We start from the raw sequence: 17,895 nt of genomic DNA, 5'->3' as shown, positions 1-17,895 counted from the left end.
GCTGATTGATGCACCTGACACCACAGCCCGGCCTTGGCCGGGCTTAGTCGTTTCTGGCCAGGGGAAAACACCCACAGCGTGGAACGCTCAAGGGCCAGGACGCTGGAATTGGGCGATTGCGCACTGCACTATGACGCCCTTAACTCGCCCCAAGCAGGAACCTTGAGCCATGCCCGACGATATCCACTTTTACCAACCTGCCCTAGGCCACGGCCTGCCCCACGACCCGTTCAATGCCATCGTCGGCCCGCGCCCCATCGGCTGGATCTCTTCCCAGGATCGCGAGGGTCGCCTGAACCTGGCGCCCTACAGCTTTTTCAACGCCTTCAACTACATTCCACCGATCATCGGTTTCTCCAGCGTCGGGCGCAAAGACAGCCTGAACAATATCGAGCAGACCGGCGAGTTCGCCTGGAACCTGGCCACCCGACCTCTGGCCGAGCAGATGAACCAGAGCTGCGCCGCAGTCCCGGCCGAGGTAAACGAGTTCGAACTGGCCGGCCTGACCCCCGTGGCGTCGAAAGTCATCAGCGTGCCCCGGGTAGCCGAGAGCCCGGTGTCCTTCGAGTGCAAGGTCACCCAGATCATTCAATTGCAGCGGGCGGACAAGGAACTGGTGCCGAGCTGGCTGATCCTCGGCGAAGTGGTCGCCGTGCATATCGCCAAGTGGCTGCTCAAGGACGGGATCTACGACACCGCCGCGGCAGAGCCGATTCTGCGCGGCGGCGGGCCGGCGGATTACTTCCAACTGGGGCCAGAGGCTCTGTTCAGGATGCACCGCCCGGGGGCAGTCAAATAGCGCTTGGACTCAGTAGCTCTTCCAGCTCAATTCGCCGTCCTGATCGACGTCGGCCAACTGTTCGAGTTGTTGTGCGGCAGCCTGGTCGGCGTCATGCGCCGTCTTGAATTTCTGCTCATCCAGGACTTTATGAAAGCGTGGTGCGCTTGATGCGCCGAGAGCCTTGACGGCGATGGCGGCGCTGTATCCCCCCTCCCCTGGAACCACAGCGGAAACTGCTTCGTAGTGTGCAAACTCTTTGCGTGCCATGTTGCGAGTCCTGGCCAATGAAAAGTCGGCCATTCTAAACCTTCAACTGGCCAGCTTGTGCACCGGCGCCTGCTGTAGTTGCGGATATTCGCCATGGGCTTGCAGCGCCGACACGGTACTGAAGGTATGAAAATCCAGGCTGTTGACCACCAGGTCCTGCACCAGCTCGGCAAAGATCGCCATGGCCGGGGAATTGAAATAGGCCGTCATCGCCTGCTGGCTGCTCCAGAAACCGGACACCAGCCACAGGTCGGCATCGCACTGCGAATGCTGCAGGGCAAAATGCAGGCAACCACAGGCCTGGCGGGACGGTTCGATCAGGCTGCTCAAACGCGCACCCAGCTCCTTGGAACGCCCGGCCCGGGCTCGGACAAAGGCCATGTGACTGACGGGAATATGCGTGGACATGTGCGACCCTCCCAGGGTGTTGTCGAGGCAGCCATGGGACGGGCTGCGACAGGATCAACGATACGGGGCAGGCCCTCGCGCGTGTTAGTCGATTTCTGCCGTTGATTTGCCCAATCCTGCGACAAGCCCTTTGCTCCTTCCCCGACTCCGCGCCATTGGGCAAAAGCATGACAACGGTGTTTCAAGCAAGTGAAGCTCAGGAGCATCGGCTGATCTTGCCTATCGCGCGCGCAAGCAGCAGGATCAGGCAAGTTTTACGCAGGATTCGCCTACCCGCGCTTCTTGCACAAACTTAAGCTGTGCCGACTGCAAACACTCGGAGGCTGCCCCATGCCATCACTGGAAACCCCGCCACCGCCCCTGGCCCCGGAGATGGAACGGCAGCGCGTGGAACTGGCCGCGATCATTGCACGCAACACCGCCGAGGACGGCAGCTACGCCACGGCCATCGACTCGTTGTTCGTCTCGCGCCACAGCAGCTCTCATCAATTCGGTTCGGTGCTGGCACAGCCGGCGCTGTGCATCATGGCCCAGGGCCGCAAGGAAGTACGCCTGGCCGATGAAAGCTACAACTACGACCCCTTGAATTACCTGGTGGTCTCGGTTTCCGTCCCCCTGAGCGGCAAGGTGGCGATCGTTTCACCAGAGGAGCCGATCCTGGCCTTGCGCCTGGACATCGACCCCGGGGAAATCAATGCATTGATTGCCGATGCCGGCCCCATCGGCGTACCCGCCCGGCCTACCGGGCGCGGCCTGTACGTGGAGCGCCTGGACCCGGCAATGCTCGACGCGGTGTTGCGCCTGACCCGCCTGCTGGATACCCCGAAAGACATCGCCATGCTCGCGCCGCTGGTACGCCGGGAAATTCTCTATCGCCTGCTGCGCAGCCCCCAAGGCCACCGCCTGTATGAGATCGCCACCGCCAACAGCCAGGGCCACCGGGTCAACCAGGCCATCAAGTGGCTCAACGGCAATTTCGTGCACCCGTTGCGCATCGATGATCTGGCCCGGGAGGTGAACCTGAGCGTCTCGACCCTGCACCACCGTTTCAAGGCCATGACCGCCATGAGCCCGCTGCAGTACCAGAAACAGTTGCGCCTGCAAGAAGCCCGGCGGCTGATGCTGGCCGAAGGGCTGGAGGCTTCGGTAGCGGGCTATCGGGTGGGTTATGAAAGCCCGTCGCAGTTCAGCCGCGAGTACAGCCGCTTGTTCGGCGCGCCGCCGTTGCGGGATATGGCGCGCCTGCGGGTGAGCAGCTGAGGCCTGCCTAACGAGCGCGGATCACATGCTTGATTTCCTGAAAGGCCTGTAGCCCCCAGGGCCCCAGTTCACGACCAATGCTGCTCTGCTTGTAGCCGCCCCACGCCGTCTGGGGAAAGATCACCTGTGGCGCATTGATCCACACCAGACCGGCCTGCAGGGCATTGGCCACTTGCTCGGCATGCGCTGCATCCGCTCCCACTACGCTGGCCACCAGGCCGAACTCGCTGTCATTGGCCATTTCGATGGCCTGCTGCTCGTTGCTGAAACTGCGTACGCAGAGCACCGGGCCAAAGATCTCCTCACGCCATAGCGCACTGTCCAGCGGCACCTCGGTGAACACCGTGGGCTGAATGAAATACCCCTGCTGCAAGCCGGCCGGGCGGCCACCGCCGCAGACCAGCTTGGCCCCCACATTCAAGCCTTCCTCGATATGGGCCTGCACCCGCCGGTATTGCGCCTGATTGACCAGCGCGCCCATTTCCACCTCGGGGTCGAACGGGTCGGCCACACGAATGGCTTCGGCCCGGGCCTTGAGGCGCAACAGGAACTCATCGGCCAACTCATCGGCCACCAGCACCCGGCTGGTGGCCGAGCACATCTGCCCGGCGTTGAAGAAGCCGCCGCCACAGGCCAGCTCCACCGCCAGATCCAGATCGGCATCTGCCAGCACCAGCAACGACGACTTGCCCCCCAGCTCCAGGCTCACGCCCTTGACGGTTTCCGCCGCGCGCTGCATCACCTGGACCCCCACGGCGTTGCTGCCGGTGAAGGAGATTTTCGCCACTCGCGGGTCGGCTGCCAGGGGCGCGCCCACCGCCAGGCCGGTGCCGCAGACCAGGTTGAACACGCCCCGGGGCAAGCCGCTGCCGGCGATGATTGCCGCCAGTTCCAGCTCCGGCAAAGGGGTGACTTCGGAAGGCTTGAGCACCACGCTGCAACCGGCGGCCAGGGCCGGAGCGAGCTTCCAGGCGGTGGTGACCATGGGGAAGTTCCACGGCACGATCAGCCCGACGATGCCACAGGGCTCGCGGCGCAGGCGGGCACTGAAGGCCTCGCTGGGCAGTGCCACGTTGGCGTCCTGAGCGGCATCCAGGCCTTCGGCCAGCCCGGCGTAGTACTCGAAGGTGGCAATCACATCGTCCACATCCATGGCGGCCTCGAACTGCGGCTTGCCGTTGTTGCTCGACTGCAGGTGCATCAGTTGCTCCCGGCGTTCGGCCACCCCGGCCGCAATCCGTCGCAGGACCGCGGCACGTTCAGCCCCGCTGCTGTGCGACCAACGCGCAAGGCCGGCGCTGGCAGCGCACAGCGCCTGCTCCACGGCCTCGGGACCGCCACCGGCAACCTGGGCCAGTACGCCCTCGGTGCTGGGGTTGATCACCTGCAGATGCTCGCTGCCCGCCAACCATTGGCCGTCGATGTACAGCCCGTTCAACAGGGGGTGCGCGCTCATGCCTGTACTCCTTGGGTCCAGCGGTTCTGATCGACCTCTATCAGGGTCGGGCCCTGGCGATCCGCCGCCGAGCGCAGCGCCGCGCGCAGTTGCTCGACGCTGTCGATGCGCTCGGCGGCGCAGCCCAGGCCCTTGGCCACGGCAATGAAATCCGGGGTGTAGATGTCGACGCCCACCGGCTCGATGGCGCGGTTGACCATGTATTTCTTGATCTCTTCGTAGCCCTGGTTATTCCACAGCAGGACGATGATCGGGGTGCGAGCCTCCACCGCGCAGGCCAGTTCCGAAAGGGTGAACTGCAAGCCGCCATCGCCGATCAGGCAGGCCACCGGCCGTCGCTGGCTGGCGTGCGAACCGCCGCCGAGCCAGGCGCCAATGGCCGCCGGCAAGGCATAACCCAGGGTGCCGTACCCGGTGGAGGAGTTGAACCAGCGTCGTGGCTGCTCGGGGTTGAAGGTCAGGTTGCCGCTGTACACCGGCTGGGTGGAGTCGCCCACGAGGACAATCTCCGGCAGTTCCTGGACCACGGTCTGCAGAAACAGGGTCTGGGCCTGGGTCGGGCCGTCCCAGAGCTGGCTCAGCTCACTGCGCAAGGCGGCGGCGCGGACCTGGCCCCAGTCGCTGCGACGCGCTGCCAATTCCAGCCCGGCAAGTTGCGCCAGCAGCGCTTCGGCAGCGATCCGGGCGTCGGCCACCAGTGCCACTTTCGGCGGATAGTTGCGCACGGTCTGGTCGGCATCGATATCGATACGCAGCAGGGTAGCGGGAATCTCGAAACCACCGGCGAAGGTCACGTCGTAATCGGTTTCCGCCAGCTCGGTGCCAATGGCCAAGACCACATCGGCCTCTGCCACCAGGGCCCGGGTCGCCACCATGGACTGGGTGGAACCGATCAGCAGCGGATGCGCCGAAGGCAGCATGCCCTTGGCATTGATGGTCAGGGCCACCGGCGCTTGCAACAGCTCGGCCAGGCGGGTCAGGGCCGGGGCGGCATCGATGGCGCCCCCGCCCGCGAGAATCAGCGGCCGCTTGGCACTGGCCAGCAGTTGGCTCATCTGCGCGACAGCGGCCGGGGCGGCGCCGGCGCGGGCGATCTGCACCGGCTCGCTGGTCAACAGGTGGTCGGCGTCCTGGACCAGCACATCGAGGGGAATCTCGATATGCACGGGGCGTGGGCGCCCGGCCTGGAACAGGGCAAAGGCCCGGGCCAGCACCGCTGGCAACTCGTCGGCACACATCAGGGTGTGGGAAAACGCCGCCACGCCACTGACCAGCGCACTCTGGTTGGGCAGCTCGTGGAGCTTGCCGCGCCCGCCCCCCAGCTGGCTACGGGCCTGCACGCTGGAGATCACCAGCATGGGAATCGAATCGGCGTAGGCCTGGCCCATGGCGGTGGTGATGTTGGTCATGCCGGGGCCGGTGATGATGAAACACACACCGGGCTTGCCGCTGGTTCGGGCGTAGCCGTCGGCCATGAAGCCGGCGCCTTGCTCGTGGCGCGGAGTCACATGATGGATGGGCGAACGGGCCAGGCCGCGATACAGCTCCACGGTGTGTACCCCGGGAATGCCGAACACCTGCTCGACGCCATAACCTTCCAGTAGCTTGACCAGTACTTCACCGCACGTCGCCATCTCATCGCCCTTCTTATTGGAGGAAAACCGCACGTCGGCCACAGGCTGGAAAACGCCTGCGGGCGCCGATAGAGGGGCTATTGGAACGGTGGGCCTGTAGCCGCAACAATGGATAAAAAGTCATACTAGCCATGTCCCCACGTCATGCCTCGGCCAGCCATGAAACGCCTTCCTCCCTTACCCGCGCTGCACACTTTTCTGATCACCGCCCAGTGCTGCAACTTCACTCGCGCCGCCGAGCAGTTGCACATCACCCAGGGAGCGGTGAGCCGGCAGATCGCCGGGCTGGAAAGTCACCTGGGCTATCCGTTGTTCCTGCGCCAGGCCCGGGGCCTGAGCCTCACGGCCGAGGGGCTGGAATGGCTGCCACGGGTGCAGCAGGTGTTCGAAATGATCAATGGCGCGGTGGACGAGATCGGCGGCCAGAAGCGCAACCTGCGGCTCAAGGCCCCGACCTGCGTGATGCGCTGGCTGCTGCCGCGGTTGCTGCAGTGGCAGAAGGAGCGCCCCGATGTGCCGGTGCAACTGACCACCACCATTGCCCATGGCGTGGATTTCGGCCGCGAGCCGTTCGACGCCGCGGTCATGTACGGCGCGCCACCGGCACCGACCCTGGGCTCGCGACACCTGTTCAATGAACAGCTGACTCCGGTCTGTTCCCGGCCCCTGCTGGAAGGCCCGGTGCCGCTGACGAGCCCCAGAGACCTGCAACAGCACCTGCTGCTGCACCCCTCCCATGATCAGCGGGACTGGCAAACCTGGCTCAAGGCCGCTGGCACGCCCCTGGACACCCTGGGCAAGGGCCAGCACTTCGAGACCCTGGACCTGGCGATGTCCGTCGCCTCCCAGGGCACAGGTGTGGCGATTGGCGACTGGGCATTGATTGGCGATGACCTGAGTGCCGGGCGGCTGGTCATGCCCTTTGAATTGAAGGTGCCGACAGGGCAGGCGTATTACCTGGTGTACCCGGAGCGCCCGGGGCCTTCGCCGGCCCTGCAGGAACTGCTGGACTGGCTGGTGGAACAGGCCCGGCAGCGCTGAAATACCGGCAGACAGCGAAAAGCCCCGCGAGGGGCCTTCAACGCTTGCCGGAACAACCCGTTAGCCGCCTGCAACAGGCGGCTAACGGGTCAATCGGCCAGTGATCAGTAGCCGACGGTGAAACGCTGACGGCTATGGGCGGGCTTTTCCACCTCGTCGAGCATGGCGATGGCGTAGTCGGCAAAAGTGATCCAGCTACGGCCCTCTGCGCTGACCAGCAGGTCGTCCTGGCCCAGGCGGAAGTGCCCGGTACGCTCACCCTCGACGAACTCCGCCGATGGCGAAAGGAAGGTCCAGTCCAGGTCCTGCTCCTTGCGCAGGGTCTCCAGGTACACCCCGCCGGCGCTGGCTTCGGCCTTGTATTCCTCCGGGAAGCCCGGGCTATCGATGACCTTGCTGCCACCCGGCAGCAACAGCGAACCGGCACCGCCTACCACCAGCAGGCGCTTGACCCCGGCCTTTTTCACCGGGTCGATGATGGCATTGGCAGCGATGCTGGAAAAATGCGCCGCGCTGATCACCACATCGTGACCGGCCACTGCCGCTTGCAGCGCGGCGCTGTCGGCCACATCCACATCGCGGCTGACCACGCCGGCACGCGGACCGATCTTCGCCGTGTTGCGGGCGATGGCGGTCACGCTGTGGCCGCGACGCAGGGCTTCTTCCAGCAGTTGGCTACCGGCACGGCCGGTGGCACCAATGATTGCGATCTTGCTCATGACATGTCTCCAGTTGGCTAAGAGAGTACAGAGGCATCCGCCCCCACAAGGGAGCGGGTCAAACCGTTTTCACCACTTCATTTCGCCCTTGGCGACCTTGGCGCTCAGCTCCAGGGAGCTGTCCTCGCCCAGGTCCGGGTAACGCTTTTTCATGGCCTCGATCAGCTCGGCGGAATCCTTGGCCTTGGCGGTTTCCTCGTCGAAGGCCTTGATGTAGTCCGCGGTGAAGTGCACCGGGGCCAGGGAACGCGCGCTGTCACCGAGGAAGTGCCCGGGGATCACGGTCTTGGGTTGCAGGCTGTCGATGGTCTTGAGGGTAGCCAGCCAGTCCGCATGGGACTGCGGGGTCTGGGTGTCGGCCATCCACACGTGGATGTTTTCCGCGACCACCACGCCACCGACCACCGCCTTGATCGACGGGATCCACACAAAGCTGCGGTCCGGCTGCTTGCCGTCCAGGCCAATGACGTCGAGCTTCTGCCCTTCCAGGGTCAGGCTGTGGCCCTTGAGCACGCCCGGCACGATGGTCTTGGCCGGTACGTCAGCGCCCATTTTCGGGCCCCAGAACGCCAGCTTGCCATCCACCGTGGCCTTGATGTGATCCACGGTCGGCTGCGAAGCCACCACCTTGGCGTCGGGGAAGGCGGCGGTCAGGGTGTCGAGGCCGAAGTAGTAGTCCGGGTCACCATGGCTGATGTAGATGGTGGTCAAGTGCTTGCCGCTGGCGCGGATCTTGTCCACCAGTTGCTGGGCCTGGGACTTGCCGAACTGGGCGTCCACCAGGATCGCGTCCTTCTTGCCGCTGACCAGCACCGAGGTCACCGGGAAGATTGCGTTGGCGCCCGGGTTGTAGACATCCAGGCTCAGGGTCGGCTCGGCGGCCGCGGCATGGGCGGCAAAGCCCAGGGTGGCAGTGGCCAGCAGCAAGCGTTTGAGTGAAGTGAATCCGATCATGAGGGCAGCTCCGGCATCTGTTGGCTGGGTTGGGATGGACAGAGCTTAGTTGCCAGACTCGTTACAAAAAATGCGATGCTTGAACATAGTTTGTTTCTGAAAGCGGGCAAATCATGGATCGTCTCCAAGCAATGCGGGTCTTCGTCACCGTCGTCGACCTGGGCAGCCAGTCGGCCGCCGCCGATCACCTGGACCTGTCGCGTCCGGTGGTATCACGTTATCTGGCGGAATTGGAGGACTGGGTCGGCGCCCGGCTGATGCACCGAACCACGCGCAAGCTCAGCCTGACCGCCGCCGGCGGTGAGATCCTGCCCCGCTGCCGGCAGATGCTGGAGCTGTCCAGCGACATGCAGGCCGCGGTCGGCGAGCCGGACGATGCACCCCGCGGTCTGCTGCGCATCAGCGTCAGTACCTCGTTCGGCCAGTCGCAACTGGCGGATGCCGTGGCCGACTACGTCAAGCGCTACCCGGGGGTCAGCATCGACCTGCAGATGCTCGATCGCACGGTGAACCTGGTGGATGAACGCATTGACCTGGCGATCCGTACCAGCAATGACCTGGACCCGAACCTGATCGCCCGGCGCCTGACGGTCTGCCGCTCGGTGATCTGCGCCTCGCCGGCCTATCTGCGAGAGCACCCCGCGCCCCAGCGGGTGGAGGAACTGAACCGGCACAACTGCCTGACCCACTCCTACTTCGGCAAGAGCCTGTGGCATTTCGAACAGGATGGCGAACAGGTATCGGTGCCGGTGCAGGGCAACATCAGCGCCAACGAGGCCAGCACGCTGCTGCGCACCACCATGGCCGGCGCCGGGATCGCCATGCTGCCCAGCTACCAGGCCGGTGAGTACATCAAGCGTGGAGAGCTGGTACGCCTGCTGCCCCACGCCGAACCGCGCACGATGAACATGTACGCGGTCTATGCCTCGCGCAAGCACATGCCGGCGACCTTGCGCAGCATGCTCGACTTCCTGGTCCTCAGGTTTCCCCAGCAACCGCTCTGGGACGAAGGTTTGTAGATAGATGCACGGCGCTGGCCAGGCTGCTCGATCCAACTGCTGAATACCCTGCCAAACAGGCCGGGCAAGCCCACGCAACTGACCTATGCTGATAACAGTACCCCTTTAAACCAAAGGGGTATGGGTTCAGAGGTCGTTGCCATGAACGTCAAGACAAGAAGGTACCTGGCCATCTTCATGACCTGCACCGTGACCCTGGCGCTATACGGTACTGCCGCTTATCGCGTGGAGCAGGCGCGCATGCAACCGCGCAACTACGCCAGTTGCAACCTGGAGCGCTGCATGCCCCACAACGCCACCTTGAACGCCCTCAGGTGAGCGTCAGCGAATCGGCGTCGCCGGCCTGATCGGCCTTCAGGCGGTCGCGAAATACCTTGGGCGAGATCCCCTCCCGGCGCCGGAACAGCCGGGTGAAGTTGGTGGGGTCGGAAAACCCCAGGTCCGCGGAAATCTCGTAGATGGTCATCCCGGTGTAGGTCAGCAGCCGCTTGGCTTCCAGTAGCTGGCGTTCGTGCATGATCTGCAGCGCGGGCTGCCCTGCCAGTTCACGGCAGGTGCCGTTGAGGTGCGACACGGAAATGCCCAACTTGTGGGCCAGGTCCTCGACCTTCACATGCTCGCGGTAATGGGCCTCCACCAACTGGATGAAGCCATTGAAATACTCGCGGGCCCGCTGGGGACGCCGGCTGGCACTGCTGCGCTGCAACGCCTGGCGCCCGACCCAGACCACAATCATGCTGACCAGCGCATGCATGAGCATTTCCCGAGCCGGCTGCTGCCCCTGGTACTCCTGCTGCAAGGCGGCGAACAAACCGTTCAGGTACGCCTCGTCTGCCCCCGTCGGATATCCCTCGGGCCTGGCCAGGGTATTTTGCCCCTGCCCCAGTTGGGTTTGCAGATGGCTTACCAGCGGCGCTGCCAGCGTCACCACATAACCTTCTATGTCTTCGGAAAACCGGAAGCCATGGACCGACAGCGGCGGCAGGACCTGGACCATCGATTTGTCCAGCAGGGTACGCTGGCCTTCGATCTCCAGTTCCGCCTGCCCACGGTATACAAACAGCAACTGGCAGAGGTCGGCATGCCGATGGGGCTTGATTTCCCAATGGTGCTCGCGGCTGCGCTGGCTGATGGGCTCGCAATGAAGCAGGTCCGGGGTAGGCCAGTCCAGGCTCTCGCCATAGAGCTTGAACACCGGAATCGACGCAAGGGCAGGCTTGTTCATCACTACAGTCCAGGCCTCAGTGTGACGGGCGACGGGGGCGCCAGCGGGCGAACCATCAGACAACCGCCAGGGCTCTTCGATAAACGAATACGCCCGGGCGAAATGCAAGCAACAGCAACATCAATGGACATTGACCGGGCCGGTGTTCAGAGCACCAGCCCAGTGCCGGGCACTATACAGAATGCGTCCCATTACCAGCTAATTCCCGCCGAATAATCTGCGTTTTCGTCTGACCGCCCAGGTCTTCACAGAGCATCGTTCCCATCAGTTAAGCCCAGATGAAAAATCCCCGGAGACTTCCTTGTATGGCTATCTAGTAGGCTCCTATCTAGTACACTGAAGCGCACTTCCACCGGCCTTGCTCCGCCGGGTCAATCTCTGCCCGCAGGTTCTTTCGTGACCCACTTCCAACAGCCCGTCTCGCCCAAACCGGCCATTCGCAGCGTGTTGATCGCCCTGATGCTCGCGATCTTTCTCGGCGCCCTGGACCAGACCATTGTCGCCGTCTCCATGCCGGCCATTTCCGCCCAGTTCAAGGACGTCGGCCTGCTGGCCTGGGTGATCTCCGGCTACATGGTGGCGATGACCGTGGCAGTGCCCATCTACGGCAAGCTCGGCGACCTCTACGGCCGCCGCCGCTTGATGCTGTTCGGCATGGGGCTGTTCACCCTGGCCTCGCTGTTCTGCGGCCTGGCACAGAACATGGAGCAACTGGTACTGGCGCGGATTTTTCAGGGTATCGGCGCCGGCGGCATGATCTCCGTGAGCCAGGCCATTATTGGCGACATAGTTCCGCCTCGGGAGCGCGGTCGCTACCAGGGCTACTTCAGCAGCATGTACGCAGTGGCCAGCGTCGCCGGCCCGGTGCTGGGCGGCTACATGACCGAATTCCTTTCCTGGCGCTGGGTGTTCCTGATCAACCTGCCTCTGGGCCTGGGCGCCTGGTGGGTGGCGCATCGCACTCTGATCGGGCTGCCGGTGCCCCAGCGCAAGCCGATCATCGACTACCTCGGTACCGTGCTGATGATCATCGGCCTGACCGCCCTGCTGCTGGGTATCACCCAGGTAGGCCAGGGCTATTCCTGGCGCAGCGCCGAAGTGCTCGATCTGCTGGCCATCGCGGTCATCGTCCTGGCACTGTTCGTCTGGCATGAGCGCCGGGCCCGGGAACCCCTGCTGCCGATGCACCTGTTCACCAACCGCAACGCGCTGCTGTGCTGGTGCACGATCTTCTTCACCAGCTTCCAGGCCATTTCCCTGATCGTGCTGATGCCGCTGCGCTTCCAGAGCATCACCGGCGCCGGGGCCGACAGTGCCGCCCTGCACCTGCTGCCGCTGGCCATGGGCCTGCCAATGGGCGCCTATTGTGCCGGGCGCCTGACCTCGGTCACCGGGCGCTACAAGCCGATGATCCTCAGTGGCGCGCTGCTGATGCCGCTGTCGATCCTCGGCATGGCCCTGGTGCCGCCGCAGGCGGAGCTGCTCAGCGGCCTGTTCATGCTGCTCTGCGGGATCGCCGGCGGCATGCAGTTCCCCACCTCCCTGGTGGGCACGCAGAACTCGGTGGAACAACGGGATATCGGCGTGGCCACCAGCACCACCAACCTGTTCCGCGCCCTCGGCGGGGCGGTGGGCGTGGCGCTGATGTCGGCGTTGCTGCTGGCCTTGCTCCAGGATTCCAGCCTGGCCCATCTCGGTGGCGCCGGGCTGATGGTTGAAGGGCACTCCGGCAATGCCCTGCTGGAAGGCCTGAACGCCGCCCCCGGCCCGGCGCGGGACGCCTTGCGAGCCGAGTTGCTGACGACCTTCAAGCATCTGTTGCTGGTCAGTGCCGGGGTATCCCTGCTGGGGCTGGCAGCGGCGATCGCCATGCCCAATCGCCTGCTGCGCGGTCGTGAAGACAAGGCGCGTTAACCCACCCCGAGCTCCTGTAGCCGCTTTGGTCGACAGCCTGCGGCAGCGGCTGCAGGACAGCATGATCAAGGGCTGTAGTAGCCCACCGCAACCAGCAGATTCCCTACCTTGCGCAGGTAGGCGTGCTTGTCCTCCACCTTGCCGGTCACCGGGTTCTTCCAGCGGTATTGGTATTCGCCCTGATCCTCGCGAGCCATGAGCGCCAGCATCGGCTCGCCCACCGGCTTGCCTTCGGGATCCTTGATCTTGGCGAAGTCGGTGTTGAGCAAACGCAGGTTGGTGCCATGGGCCAGGTAGCGCCGGCTGTCCATGTCCACCACGAACACGTACAGATCGTCTTCGAGAAAACCGCCCTGCAACTGGTTGATCGCCTTGAGCGTGCCGTTGCGGTCCGTGCTCAGGGCCGTGGCTGCCCTCTCCAGCAATGCCCTGGCCTGCTCGGCCGACGCCCGGGGCTGGTAGTAACCCACCGCCAGGATGCGTTCGCCGACCCGCTGGAAATACACATGCTTGCGCTCGATCTTGCCGTCGGCCCAGTTCTGCCAGCGGTACTCGGCCTGCTGGATGCCATTGCCCTCCGGCGTCTTCAACGCTTGCTTGAACGCCTTGCGCAGGTCCGGCCCCAGGACTTGCGACACATCACGGCCAATCAACGCCGACGAGGGACCGCCACTGGCCAGCATCACGCCTTGGGTATCCACCACGAACACATAGCGGTCGTGGTCGACGAACTCGCCCTGGCGGCTGAAGGCAGCGAATGCCTTGTCGCCCTGATCGTGGTAGTAGCCCAGGGCCTTTTCCAGCAGCGCCCGGGCCGCCGCGCCATCATCCACCGACGGCGCCGCCTGCAGCGGGCCCAAGCACAACAGCAGCAGCCAGCCCACCCAGGTATTTCCAAGCCACAGTCTCATCGCCCGCTCCTCGTTCGTGTTGGCGTTCGAAGAGCGTAGACGGCTGCAGGATATGCGGAAACATTCAGCACACGGGGGGTGAACCGACGCCTTCCCACGCCAGGCGTGGGAAGGCGGCCCCCATCAAGGGCGGGTGTTGATCTGCTGCTGCAGGTTCTGGATCTGGCTTTGCAGCGTGTTGATGTTGCGGGTCACCTGGCCGCGAAAGGCGTCGAACTCGGCAGTGCTGGCACCGTTTTGCGCAGCGGCGGGACGGTTGTCCTGCTGGCTCTTGAGCACGATCAGGTCCTGTTCCAGACGCTCGATGGCGGCGCTCGGATTGCCCTGTTTCTTCAGCGTGGCCAGGTCGGCGCCCAGGCTCTTGAGCTGGGCATCGACCTTGCCATTGTCGGTCTGGGCGCTTTTCAGGCTCGCCAGTTCACCGCTCAAGGCTTTCACCTGAGCCTGCAACTGGCTGTTGGCTGCTTGCTGTTCGGCGGTCTGCGCGCTCATCTGCGCCAGGCGCTTGTCCAGATCGGTGGCCTGCCCCGCCACGCCCTGCTGCTGTCGGCTCTGGTCCTGCAGGCGGCTCTCCAGTTGCTTGATCTGCAGCTTCAGCGCTTCACTGTCGGTGGTGACATTGGTCTGGCTGGCCACCACCTTGCCGGAGATGTCCTGCAGGCGTCCGGCCGCTTCCTCACTGATCCTGGCGAAGCTTTCCTGGGTCGCCACCAATTGCTGTTCCATCAGCGAAATCTGCTGGAAGCTCCACCAGGCAAGGCCGATGAAGGCAAAGAACAAGGCGCCCACCAATGCCCAGAGCGGGCCGGTGCTGGGGCTCTTGACCTTGACTACCGGCGTGCCGCGCGAATGCACGGAGGTACGCTCGCGGGCAGCGCTGGTGGTGGGGAAGACATCGTCGTCGAGAGGATCGGCGCGCAGACTGGGAACGTCGTCGAAGTCATCGTTTGCATCGTTACGCATGGGGCAACCTTTGTGAAACGCGGTGGTGGCTGAGTGCGGCGAGTATAAACCGCTAATTCGCCCGGCCAATGGACCGGGCCGGGCAAACTCGGTTCAGTCTTTGGTTTCAGCTTATGTCCTGGGCTTTCCACCAGGCGCAGAACTCATCCAGGGCCGCCCACAGGCTGACCTTGGGCTCATAGCCGAGATAATGCCGGGCACGGCTGATATCCAGGGTGAAATTCTTGTTCATGACCTGCATTCCCAGGCGCGACAGAGTCGGCTCCGGTCGCCCCGGCCAGAGCTTGCAGAAACCTTCGTTGAGCGCCGCCACGCCATAGGCCAGGCCGAAGGAGCGATAACGGGTGACTTGCGGCACCTGCATCTGGCGCATCACATAATTGACCACATCCCACAAAGGCACCGGTGTGCCGTTGCTGATGTTGTAGGCCTTGCCCAAGGCCGAGCCGCTGGCGTGCAGGCTGCTGAACAACGCCTCGTTGAGGTTGTGCACACTGGTGAAATCGACCTTGTTCAGGCCGTTGCCGACAATGGCCAGGCGGCCCTTGCGCTGCATCTTCAACAGCCGCGGGAAGATGCTCATGTCGCCGGCGCCGGTGACGAAGCGCGGGCGCAGGGCAAGCACTTCAAGGCCGAACTCCTGGGCGCCGAAGACCTTTTGCTCGGCCAGGTACTTGGTGGCCGCATAAGGATGCCGGAAGCGCTTGGGCACTTGTTCCTCGGTCAACCCCAGGTGATCCCGGCCGTCGAAGTAGATCGAGGGCGAAGACAGGTGCACCAGCCGCTGCACCCGCTGCTTGAGGCAGGCTTCGACCACGTTCTCGGTGACCAGCACATTGCCCTGGTGGAACTCCTGGTAGCGCCCCCACAAGCCCACGGCACCGGCGCAATGCACCACGCTGTCGACGTCGCGGCACAGCTCGCGCACCAGATCGGCATCGCTCAGGTCACCCTGGACGAACTCAGCGCCACGGCGCACCAGATGCTCCACGGCTTCGGCGCGACGGCCATTGACCCGCACCTCCAGGCCCTGCTCAAGGGCAAAGCGGGCGAAGCGCCCGCCGATGAAGCCGCTTGCGCCGGTAACCAGAATCTTCATGAAATATTCCTAAGAAAGCAGTGACGAGCTACGAGCTACAAGCTGCAAGTTAAAAATCAGTGCGCAAGCTGTCTACTTGCAGCTTGTCGCTTGACGCTTACGGCTGCTCCCAGGGCACCAGCCATTGTGCCGACAAACGTGCCAGGTGCTCGGTGAGCAGCCCCAGCAATTGGCCGCCGTTGCGCCAATGATGCCAGTACAGCGGCACATCGATGGGTTTATCCGGCAACAGCTCCAACAGCAGGCCCCGCTCGAGCTGCTCGCGGACCTGCAACTCGGGCACCAGCCCCCAGCCCAGGCCGGCCTCGGTCAGGCGAATGAAGCCCTCGGAAGACGGGCACAGATGATGCTCGAAAGCACCGTCCACGCCCAGGGAAGCCAGGTAGCGATGCTGCAGGAAATCGTCGGGGCCAAACACCAGAGCCGGTGTGCGCGGCAACTGCTCGGCACGCACGCCCTGGGGAAAATGCCGGGCGATGAATTCCGGGCTGGCCATGGCCCGGTAGCGCATGGCCCCCAGCAGCAGGCTGCGGGCCCCGGCCACCGGGCGCTCGCTGGCACAGACGCAGGCCGCCACTTCCCCGGCGCGCATGCGCTTGAGGCCGACGGTCTGGTCTTCCACCACGAGGTCCAGGAGCAGATGGTGCTCGGCGCAAAAATCGCCCACTGCGCCAGCCCACCAGGTGGCCAGGCTGTCGGCGTTGAGGGCGATGCGCAAGCGCTCCGGCAGGCCCTCCTCGTCCAGCGCCGGCACCAGGCTTTGCAGGTCGCGCTCCAGCAGGCGCACCTGCTGCACATGGTTGAGCAGGCGCCGGCCGATTTCCGTCGGCGCCGGCGGCGTCACCCGCACCAGCACTGGCTGGCCGACCCGGGCCTCCAGCAGTTTGATCCGCTGGGAAATCGCCGACTGTGACAAACCCAGCACCTGGGCCGCCCGCTCGAACCCTGCCTGCTCGATCACTGCGGCCAAGGCCGAGAGCAACTTGTAGTCGAACATCAGTTTTCCTAATGAGAGATCAGCAATATTGGTTTTTCTTATACAACCCGGGCCGGGAAAATAGCCAGCGTAAAGCCTCAGCAATGCCTCTTCGTTCAAGGATTCCGTTCATGGCCGGTGAAACCTCCCTCGCAACCCTGCTGCGCAGCATGAGCCCGCAGCTCAATGACGGCGAGTACGTGTTCTGCTCCCTCCCCGACCGCAGCCTGCTGCAGGACTGCGAAGTGCTGGGCAGTTTTCGCGAGCGCGAAGGCCTGACCGTGATTCTCCCGCGCCAGCAGGCCGAGCGCCTGGGCCTGGGCTTTGACTATGTAGCCGCCTGGATCACCCTCAACGTGCATTCGGCGCTCGAAGCCGTAGGCCTGACCGCTGCCTTCGCCGGGGCCCTGGGCAAGGCCGGGATCAGTTGCAACGTGATCGCCGGCTACTACCACGACCACCTGTTTGTCGGCCAGGCGGATGCCGGGCGGGCTATGCAGGTATTGCAACAACTGGCCGCCGGCGAGGAGCAATAACCATGTGGCAAAGCTATGTGAATGGCCTGTTGGTGGCCTTCGGCCTGATCATGGCCATCGGTACTCAGAACGCTTTCGTCCTGGCCCAGAGCCTGCGCCGCGAGCACCACCTGCCGGTGGCGGCGCTTTGCGTCACCTGTGATGCGTTGCTTGTGGCGGCCGGCGTGTTCGGCCTGGCCACCGTGCTCACCCAGAGCCCGATGCTGCTGGCGGTGGCACGCTGGGGCGGCGCGGCATTCCTGATCTGGTATGGCGCCCAGGCATTGCGCCGGGCCTGCTCGAAACAGAGCCTGCAGCAGGGCGAAGGACAGACCGTGCGTTCGCTGCGGGCGGTGATGCTCAGCGCCCTGGCGGTGACCCTGCTCAACCCCCACGTGTACCTGGACACGGTGCTGCTGATCGGCTCGCTGGGGGCCCAGCAGACCGAACCGGGCGCCTATGTGGTGGGGGCCGCGAGCGCTTCGCTGCTGTGGTTCTTCACCCTGGCGCTGGGCGCCGCCTGGCTGGCTCCGTGGCTGGCGCGCCCGAGCACCTGGAGGATACTCGACCTGCTGGTGGCGGTGATGATGTTCAGCGTCGCCCTGCAGTTGATCAGCGCCGCGTGACTTATTCCAAAAGGCTCTGGAACCTCTATCCCACACAGTTGTTGCGTGGTTAAGCCGCACCCCCGGTGCTATGATCCGAACCCTGCGCCGCAAAGAGTACAAACTCCCCGGCGCTTGTCTGGCCGCC

At 64.3% G+C, this 17,895-nt stretch carries 19 protein-coding genes; 8 read left to right on the top strand and 11 right to left on the bottom strand.

Going from position 1 to position 17,895, the window contains the following annotated elements:
• The first annotated feature begins 169 nt into the window (after nt 1–169).
• On the top strand, nt 170–799 hold the full coding sequence (locus tag BM382_RS09105; RefSeq protein WP_011063061.1) for a flavin reductase family protein: 630 nt from the start codon (nt 170–172) through the stop codon (nt 797–799).
• 9 nt (nt 800–808) lie between these two features.
• Here BM382_RS09105 and BM382_RS09100 read toward each other — a convergent pair whose 3' ends face one another.
• Nucleotides 809–1,081, bottom strand: a complete 273-nt coding sequence (locus BM382_RS09100; protein WP_041119660.1) for a hypothetical protein — start codon at nt 1,079–1,081, stop codon at nt 809–811.
• 9 nt (nt 1,082–1,090) lie between these two features.
• Nucleotides 1,091–1,456 carry a putative quinol monooxygenase gene (locus BM382_RS09095; protein WP_011063063.1) on the bottom strand — a complete coding sequence of 122 codons (366 nt, stop codon included), beginning with the start codon at nt 1,454–1,456 and terminating at the stop codon, nt 1,091–1,093.
• A gap of 330 nt (nt 1,457–1,786) precedes the next feature.
• Here BM382_RS09095 and BM382_RS09090 point away from each other — a divergent pair, with 330 nt between their 5' ends.
• Nucleotides 1,787–2,716, top strand: coding sequence for an AraC family transcriptional regulator (locus BM382_RS09090; protein WP_019092978.1), 930 nt, complete (start codon nt 1,787–1,789; stop codon nt 2,714–2,716).
• Between the two features lie 7 nt (nt 2,717–2,723).
• On the opposite strand, the gene BM382_RS09085 is transcribed toward BM382_RS09090, so the two are convergent.
• Entirely contained in the window at nt 2,724–4,172 is a 1,449-nt protein-coding gene (locus BM382_RS09085; RefSeq protein WP_019092979.1) for an aldehyde dehydrogenase family protein, read from the bottom strand.
• The gene (locus BM382_RS09080) at nt 4,169–5,806 is read right to left on the bottom strand and encodes a 5-guanidino-2-oxopentanoate decarboxylase (RefSeq protein WP_011063066.1); all 1,638 of its coding nucleotides are present in this window, start codon (nt 5,804–5,806) and stop codon (nt 4,169–4,171) included. Before BM382_RS09080 ends, BM382_RS09085 begins: the two co-directional genes overlap by 4 nt.
• 159 nt (nt 5,807–5,965) lie before the next feature.
• On the opposite strand from BM382_RS09080, the gene BM382_RS09075 reads away from it, so the two are divergent.
• Nucleotides 5,966–6,847, top strand: a complete 882-nt coding sequence (locus BM382_RS09075) for a LysR substrate-binding domain-containing protein (protein ID WP_011063067.1) — start codon at nt 5,966–5,968, stop codon at nt 6,845–6,847.
• 104 nt (nt 6,848–6,951) lie between these two features.
• Here the strand turns inward: BM382_RS09075 and BM382_RS09070 are convergent, their stop codons facing one another.
• Both BM382_RS09070 and BM382_RS09065 read right to left on the bottom strand, forming a co-directional pair.
• Complete coding sequence (locus BM382_RS09070) at nt 6,952–7,566, bottom strand: NAD(P)-dependent oxidoreductase (protein WP_015636794.1); 615 nt, start codon at nt 7,564–7,566, stop codon at nt 6,952–6,954.
• Nucleotides 7,567–7,635: 69 nt separating this feature from the next.
• A complete protein-coding gene (locus tag BM382_RS09065; RefSeq protein ID WP_072442658.1) occupies nt 7,636–8,520 on the bottom strand; it encodes an MBL fold metallo-hydrolase in 885 nt (294 codons plus the stop codon).
• A gap of 113 nt (nt 8,521–8,633) precedes the next feature.
• On the opposite strand from BM382_RS09065, the gene BM382_RS09060 reads away from it, so the two are divergent.
• Entirely contained in the window at nt 8,634–9,539 is a 906-nt protein-coding gene (locus BM382_RS09060; RefSeq protein ID WP_011063070.1) for a LysR family transcriptional regulator, read from the top strand.
• Nucleotides 9,540–9,680: 141 nt separating this feature from the next.
• Nucleotides 9,681–9,857 carry a hypothetical protein gene (locus BM382_RS31860; RefSeq protein ID WP_015636796.1) on the top strand — a complete coding sequence of 59 codons (177 nt, stop codon included), beginning with the start codon at nt 9,681–9,683 and terminating at the stop codon, nt 9,855–9,857.
• Here the strand turns inward: BM382_RS31860 and BM382_RS09050 are convergent.
• The gene (locus tag BM382_RS09050) at nt 9,850–10,764 is read right to left on the bottom strand and encodes a helix-turn-helix domain-containing protein (protein WP_011063072.1); all 915 of its coding nucleotides are present in this window, start codon (nt 10,762–10,764) and stop codon (nt 9,850–9,852) included. The two genes, BM382_RS31860 and BM382_RS09050, sit on opposite strands and share 8 nt — an antisense overlap.
• A gap of 396 nt (nt 10,765–11,160) precedes the next feature.
• Between BM382_RS09050 and BM382_RS09045 the strand changes: the two genes are divergently transcribed.
• Nucleotides 11,161–12,678, top strand: coding sequence for an MDR family MFS transporter (locus BM382_RS09045; protein ID WP_019092982.1), 1,518 nt, complete (start codon nt 11,161–11,163; stop codon nt 12,676–12,678).
• 65 nt (nt 12,679–12,743) lie between these two features.
• Here the strand turns inward: BM382_RS09045 and BM382_RS09040 are convergent, their stop codons facing one another.
• The 4 genes from BM382_RS09040 to BM382_RS09025 form a co-directional block, all read right to left on the bottom strand.
• Entirely contained in the window at nt 12,744–13,589 is an 846-nt protein-coding gene (locus tag BM382_RS09040) for a cache domain-containing protein (protein ID WP_072442656.1), read from the bottom strand.
• Nucleotides 13,590–13,712: 123 nt separating this feature from the next.
• Nucleotides 13,713–14,552, bottom strand: coding sequence for a coiled-coil domain-containing protein (locus BM382_RS09035; RefSeq protein ID WP_011063075.1), 840 nt, complete (start codon nt 14,550–14,552; stop codon nt 13,713–13,715).
• 106 nt (nt 14,553–14,658) lie between these two features.
• Nucleotides 14,659–15,651: an NAD-dependent epimerase/dehydratase family protein gene (locus BM382_RS09030; RefSeq protein ID WP_072442654.1), complete on the bottom strand. Its 993-nt coding sequence runs from the start codon at nt 15,649–15,651 to the stop codon at nt 14,659–14,661.
• Nucleotides 15,652–15,748: 97 nt separating this feature from the next.
• Nucleotides 15,749–16,648 (bottom strand): LysR family transcriptional regulator ArgP, encoded by a 900-nt coding sequence (locus BM382_RS09025; protein ID WP_015636800.1) that lies wholly within the window; start codon nt 16,646–16,648, stop codon nt 15,749–15,751.
• Nucleotides 16,649–16,758: 110 nt separating this feature from the next.
• Here BM382_RS09025 and BM382_RS09020 point away from each other — a divergent pair, with 110 nt between their 5' ends.
• Together BM382_RS09020 and BM382_RS09015 are read left to right on the top strand one after the other, a co-directional pair.
• Nucleotides 16,759–17,163, top strand: coding sequence for an ACT domain-containing protein (locus BM382_RS09020; RefSeq protein ID WP_011063078.1), 405 nt, complete (start codon nt 16,759–16,761; stop codon nt 17,161–17,163).
• A gap of 2 nt (nt 17,164–17,165) precedes the next feature.
• Nucleotides 17,166–17,768, top strand: coding sequence for a LysE/ArgO family amino acid transporter (locus tag BM382_RS09015; protein WP_011063079.1), 603 nt, complete (start codon nt 17,166–17,168; stop codon nt 17,766–17,768).
• Nucleotides 17,769–17,895: the final 127 nt, after the last annotated feature.

This window comes from Pseudomonas sp. NFPP25 (assembly GCF_900116505.1).
Lineage (GTDB): Bacteria > Pseudomonadota > Gammaproteobacteria > Pseudomonadales > Pseudomonadaceae > Aquipseudomonas > Aquipseudomonas protegens.
Note: the sequence above shows the minus strand (reverse complement) of the source record. Positions and strands in the feature narration are given on the sequence as shown.